The 500-nt window shown below is 72.0% G+C and carries 1 protein-coding gene; it reads right to left on the bottom strand.

Annotated elements, in window-relative coordinates; genetic code table 11:
• The coding region (rph, locus tag ACXJ3V_RS20930; RefSeq protein WP_457102276.1) for a ribonuclease PH at positions 1-500 on the bottom strand (500 nt) is incomplete at both ends.

The following is a 500-nucleotide window of genomic DNA, read 5'->3' as shown; positions in this document are numbered from 1 at the left end:
TGCCGACCGAGACCGCGGCCACGTGGCCGAGGATCGGCGTCGCCTGGATCTTGCCGTCGGCCAGCAGCTTGCTGACCGCGTCCTGCGCCGCCACGAAGGCGCCGGTGATGGCCGCCGTGCGGGTGCCGCCGTCGGCTTGCAACACGTCGCAGTCGAGGTGGATGGTTCGCTCGCCCAGGGCCGACAGGTTGAACACGGCGCGCATCGAGCGGCCGATGAGGCGCTGGATTTCCTGCGTGCGGCCGCTCTGCTTGCCGCGGGCCGCTTCGCGGTCGCTACGGGTGTGGGTGGCGCGCGGCAGCATGCCGTATTCGGCGGTGACCCAGCCCTCGCCGCTGCCGCGCTTGTGCGGCGGCACCCGCTCTTCGACCGAGGCGGTGCACAGCACGCGGGTCTGGCCGAACTCGATCAGCACCGAGCCCTCGGCGTGGATGGTGTAGCCACGGGTGATGCGCACGGGGCGCAGCTGGTCGGCCGCACGGCCGCCGTTTCGAACGAAA

It is taken from the genome of Microbacterium sp. P5_E9 (assembly GCF_054049175.1).
This window is presented reverse-complemented; position numbering and strand designations above follow the sequence as displayed.